Consider the following 5148-nt stretch of genomic DNA (forward strand, 5'->3'; position numbering starts at 1 on the left):
AAATGGCGGGGCGTCCTGCCCCGCACGGGAAGCGCCAATAAATCGGCGCTTCCCTCAGTCCGCTGTCTCTCAGCTGTCCGGCAAGGCGGTTGGCTTCAGCACGATCCCGGCGAGCGGCGGCAGGGTCAGCGTCAAGGAATCGGGTCGGTTCATCCAATTGACGGGCTCGGTCGCGAGCGGCTCAGTGCCGTTGCCCATCCCGCTGCCGCCAAATTCAGTCGCGTCCGAGTTGAAGATCTCCTTGTAGGTGCCGGCCGCGGGCACACCGATCCGGTAGCCCTCGCGCGGTACTGGCGTGAAATTGAGCGCGACCACCAGATGATCTTCGGCGTCCTCATCTGCGGCGGTGCCGGGTGCGCGTCGCTGGTAGACGAGGACCGAATTGTGCGCGTCGTGACAGTCGATCCACTCGAAGCCGTGCGGCTCGAAGTCCTCTGCATGCAGTGGCTTCTCGGATCGGTACAGCCCGTTCAGTGTTCGGACCAGCATCTGGATCCCCTTGTGGAAGGGGTAGTCCAGGACATACCAATCCAGCACCGCGGTGCTGTCCCACTCCTCCCCCTGGCCGAATTCGCTGCCCATGAACAGCAGCTTCTTGCCGGGATGGGTATACATGTAGCTGTAGAGTAGCCGCAGGTTGGCGAAACGCTGCCATTCGTCGCCGGGCATGCGGTAGAGCAGCGAGCGCTTGCCGTGGGTGACCTCGTCGTGGGAGAACGGCAGCAGGAAGTTCTCCGTGAACGCATAGATCATGCTGAAGGTCAGCTCGTCCTGATGGTACTGGCGGTGGATCGGATCGTTCTTGAAGTACTCCAGCGTGTCGTTCATCCAGCCCATGTTCCATTTCAGGTCGAAGCCCAGTCCGCCGACATAGGTGGGCCGCGTCACCTGGGACCAGGACGTGGACTCCTCCGCCATCACCAGTGCCCCCGGCACCTGATCGTGGACGATCTCGTTCAGCTCGCGCAGGAAGGCGATGGCCTCCAGGTTCTCGCGCCCGCCGTAGCGGTTGGGCACCCAGTCGGTGCGCGAATAGTCCAGGTACAGCATCGAGGCCACCGCGTCTACGCGCAGACCGTCGATGTGGAACTCCTCCAGCCAGTACAGGGCGCTTGAGATGAGGAAGTTCTTCACCTCATTGCGGCCGAAGTTGAAGATCAGCGTGGACCAGTCCAGGTGCTCGCCGAGGCGGGGATCCTCGTGCTCGAACAGGGCCGTGCCGTCGAAGCGGGCGAGCCCATGGGCATCCTTCGGGAAGTGGGCCGGCACCCAGTCCAGGATCACGCCGATGCCGTTGGCATGACAGTGGTCCACCAGCCAGCGGAAGTCTTCGGGGCTGCCGAAGCGGCTGGTGGGGGCATAGTAACCTGTGGTCTGGTAACCCCAGGACAGGTCGAACGGATGCTCGGTGATGGGCATCAGCTCGATGTGGGTGAAGCCGAGATCGCGCACGTGCTCCACCAGACGCTCGCCGAGCTCCCGGTAGTTGAGCATCTCGCCCTCAGGTCCGCGCTGCCAGGAGCCCGGATGCACCTCGTAGATGGACATCGGGCTGTGCAGCCAGTCGTGGTCGCTGCGGGCCTTCAACCAGACGTCGTCGCGCCACTGGAAGCTGCTCGGCGGCTCGACGATGGAGGCGGTGCTCGGACGCACCTCAAAGCGGCGGCCGTATGGATCGGCTTTGAGCAGCAGGGCGCCGTCGCGGGCGCGTACCTCGAACTTGTAGAGCACGCCGGCCGGCAGGTCCGGGATGAAGAGCTCCCAGACGCCGTTGCCGTGGATGCGCATGGGATGCCGGCGTCCATCCCAGCGATTGAAGTCGCCGACCACGCTGACCCGGGCCGCATTCGGCGCCCACACCGAGAACAGGATGCCGGCGATGCCGTCAGTCTCGTGGACGCGGGCGCCGAGCAGCCGATAGGCGTGCCAGTGGCGGCCCTCGCCGAACAGGTGCATGTCGAAATCCGGCAGCTGCGGCGCGAAGCAGTAGGGGTCGTGGGCGATGTGCTCACGGTGCTCGTCGTCGCGCCAGATCAGCCGGTAGTGCTCGGGCACGGCGGTCGCCGGACCGCGCCATTCGAAGATATCAGTGCCCTCGAGTCGGTGCATGGCGTGATTGCCGTCGGCGATGGTCACCGTCTCGGCCCCTGGCAGCATTACCCTGACACAGACGCCGTCACCGTCCGGATGCCGCCCGAGGACCGCGAACGGATCGCTATGGCTTGCCTCCGCAATCCGCTGCAGGCTGTTGTCGAGCGGGCTCTGGCTCATCCTCGGTACCTCTCGGGATGTTGGGTGGATTGGGCCGTGTTGATGGCGACTGCAGTCACGCTGGTAGACAGATCTTCCGTTGCTCGGGCTTACGATCTACGCTGGCACCGGTTCTTGCGCGACTGCCGGGCGCCCCCAGCGGGCATCCCGAGGGCATACGTCTTGCCAGGTCGGCTCGGGTTCTGAGCGGCCTCGCCCCCGGGTCACTCGTCCCCGGGTCAGATTCCGCAGGACACATTCTAGCGGCGACAGCGTCCTGTCCTCAGGGTGAAGGGGTCTCCTCGTCGGATCTCCTTCTGGGCGAGGATCTGGCACGTCCAACTGCCACATCGAAAGCGAGCGAAGGGCCACCGTAGACCCTGAAGCAGACCTTCGATCCAAAGAAGGCGTTCTGATCTATCCGACGCCCACCGACGCCCGCGTAACATCTCCAGTCCGCTTCCAACTCCGCGCGGCCTTCATGCTGATTTATTGGGCATCCTGCCCAAAAATCAGACGGAGCCGGGCCTGTTCAGACATTGGGCGGTTTCCCGGCTCCTTCATTTTCGGCGACGTTCGACGGCGACCCTGCCCCGCACGAAGAACGCCGATAGCGCCGGCTTTCCCCGACGGACTATACTTTAAGTGAGCCTCGTACAGAGGAGAGCGGTGCCGCTCCCGCGTAGCAGCGGAGCGCCCGCGCAGTATCTTCCTCGCGAGAGGAACGATGGTACAGGCGGACCGCCCCAGGCCCTCAGACCCACTCGCAACGCGGGGCTCGCAGAGAGCCATGGCGGCGCCAGCACATGGCGCATGCGCGGAGGACGGGCGAGGGGCCGGTAGAGGCCAAGAGCGCACCCGATGCACCCTCACCCCGCGGCTCGCAGCGCGAGTGCCTTCCGCACGCCATGACTCCTGAAGGGCCGCTCACGCAGCGGCCCTTTTTCGTTAGAGCTGCGCGCTGAACCAGCGCAAGCCATCACCGTGTGCCCGCGCTGCGCCCACGGCGTCCCGCATCTCGCCGGTCAGTTGCCGCCAAGCGCTTAGAGATGCCGCGTGCCGGAGGACGGGTGGCGGCCGCGGTTACTGCTCCGAGCCAGCCGTAGCATCTTCCTCGTCGAGACCCAGCAGCTGGGCGGCTGTCACGTTCCCGAGCGCTGCCGCGAGCACTTCGGCACCCTCGCTGTTGAGCCGCCGCAGCCCCTGCTCGTAGTTACTGATCCGTGACTTGCTGTAGAGCCCGTCGGTGAGCGCGGCGAGTGCGCTCAGGCTGAGCCCGCGCGCATGGCGGGCCGCACGCAAGCGCTCGCCGATGGCCTTCGTGAGGGCACGATCCGCGTCGTTCATAGTTGATCCTCGATTCTTATCCGAAGCATGAGCCTGTGTATGCTAATGCCGCACACGCCTGCCCTGCACACAGTATTTCAGTGTCGGTCCGCCAAAGCCTGGCATGGAGGCGCCGCGCGACACTCGCCAATGCAACGCGCTCAAGCCAGCACCACAAGCGCCTGCAGCAGCAGCATCAACATCAGCAGACTGCCCGCGACCTGCCACTGCCGGAGCCAGCCCTCGAAGCCTGTAAGCGCTTGGCCGAGTGCAGCGACCCGCCGCTGCCAGGCTGACTCGCCGGCGAGCTGGAACAGCACCACCGCCAGGGCCGCGGCGAGTACCGGACCGGTGCTGGCCCAGAATCCCCCCGGCGTCAGCGCACTGCGCATGCCCTCGGCCACCGCCGCTGCGGCGCTCACGCCGACCCGCCCCACGTCCAGCAACGCGAACACCGTCGGCGGCAAGAGCCCGAGCAACAAGGCACACAACGCGAGCAGGCCCGGCACCAACAACCCGGCGAAGCCGAGCCTGCTCCTGCCAATCGTGGTTGCCGACACCGCAGCAGAAGACGGGCGCAGTGCCACAGCCAGAATCCGCGCCAGGTAGGCCGCCGTCAACAGCCCACCAAGGTCAAGCACAAGGCGCCACCACCAGGCATCGGCGCCCGCCGCTTGCGCGTACAGCGTCTTCACCAGATAGCCCCCGCTGGGGGGCAGGCCCGCAAGTGCCAGGCCGGCCAAGAGCAGCACCAACAGGGTTGCGGGCAGCACCCGCCCGAAGCCGCCGAGCTCCGCCAACCGATCGTGCCCGAAGGCCAACAGCACCCGCCCGGCGAGCAGGAACAGCGCAGCCTTGGCCAGTGCGTGCGAGACCACCTGCACCAGTGCGGCCACCGCCGCGGCACCGCCGCCGGCGCCGCTCGCCAACGGGAACAGCAGGAAAAGATACCCGAGCTGAGCCAGAGTCGAGTACGCCACCAGCAGCTTGAGGCGCGCCTGCATCAATGCCATCAGGTTGCCGAGCAGAATCGCGAAGGCGCCCAGCCCCCCCAGCAGCAGCCCGACATTCAGAGTCGGTAGGTTCGGCACCAGGTCCAGCCACAGCCGGAACAGCAGAAAGAACGACCCCTTCACCACCAGGGCCGAGAGCACCGCGCTCGCCGGTGCCGGCGCACCCCCATGCGCCGGCGGCAGCCACAGGTGCAGCGGCATCAGCGCGGTCTTGGCGAGCAGGCCGGTGCTCATCAGGGCCACCGCCACCAGCGAGGCCAGGCGGACAGACTCATCGGCAGCCGCCGGCTCAACGCCCTCCACCGTCGTAAGCTCGCCGAGCCGGTCCGCTATCTGCCCGATATCCAGGGTGCCGTGCCGGCCCAGCATCAGCCCTGCCCCCAGCAGATACAGCGCCGAGCCCAGCAGCGCAACCAGCAGGTAGCGGAAGGCCGCCGTTAGCTGCTCGGCCCCACCCTTTAGGCAACCGACATGCCCGGCCGACACGGTGAGCCCCTCGATGGCCACCTCAAGGTTGACCAAGTCGCTGCCCAGGAACAGGCCGTTACGACCGGCCCAA

The 5148-nt window shown here is 66.4% G+C and carries 3 protein-coding genes; all 3 read right to left on the reverse strand.

The features are described 5' to 3' along the window. Window positions 1-69: 69 nt before the first annotated feature. Window positions 70-2271 (reverse strand): 1,4-alpha-glucan branching protein GlgB, encoded by a 2202-nt coding sequence (gene glgB, locus I6U14_RS09670; RefSeq protein WP_296898830.1) that lies wholly within the window; start codon window positions 2269-2271, stop codon window positions 70-72. 1062 nt (window positions 2272-3333) lie between these two features. Beyond that, window positions 3334-3597, reverse strand: a complete 264-nt coding sequence (locus I6U14_RS09675) for a helix-turn-helix transcriptional regulator (protein ID WP_296898832.1) — start codon at window positions 3595-3597, stop codon at window positions 3334-3336. A 140-nt stretch (window positions 3598-3737) separates the two neighbouring features. Next, window positions 3738-5148: proton-conducting transporter membrane subunit (locus tag I6U14_RS09680; protein WP_296898833.1), on the reverse strand; the 1411-nt coding region annotated here is incomplete at its 5' end.

It is taken from the genome of Thiohalocapsa sp. (genome assembly GCF_019695415.1).
Classification (GTDB): Bacteria; Pseudomonadota; Gammaproteobacteria; order Chromatiales; family Chromatiaceae; genus Thiohalocapsa.

Excerpts from the sequence above, each read along its gene's own strand:
- glgB (WP_296898830.1), bottom strand. The coding sequence starts at position 2,271 with ATGAGCCAGAGCCCGCTCGACAACAGCCTGCAGCGGATTGCGGAGGCA.
- I6U14_RS09675 (WP_296898832.1), bottom strand. The coding sequence starts at position 3,597 with ATGAACGACGCGGATCGTGCCCTCACGAAGGCCATCGGCGAGCGCTTG.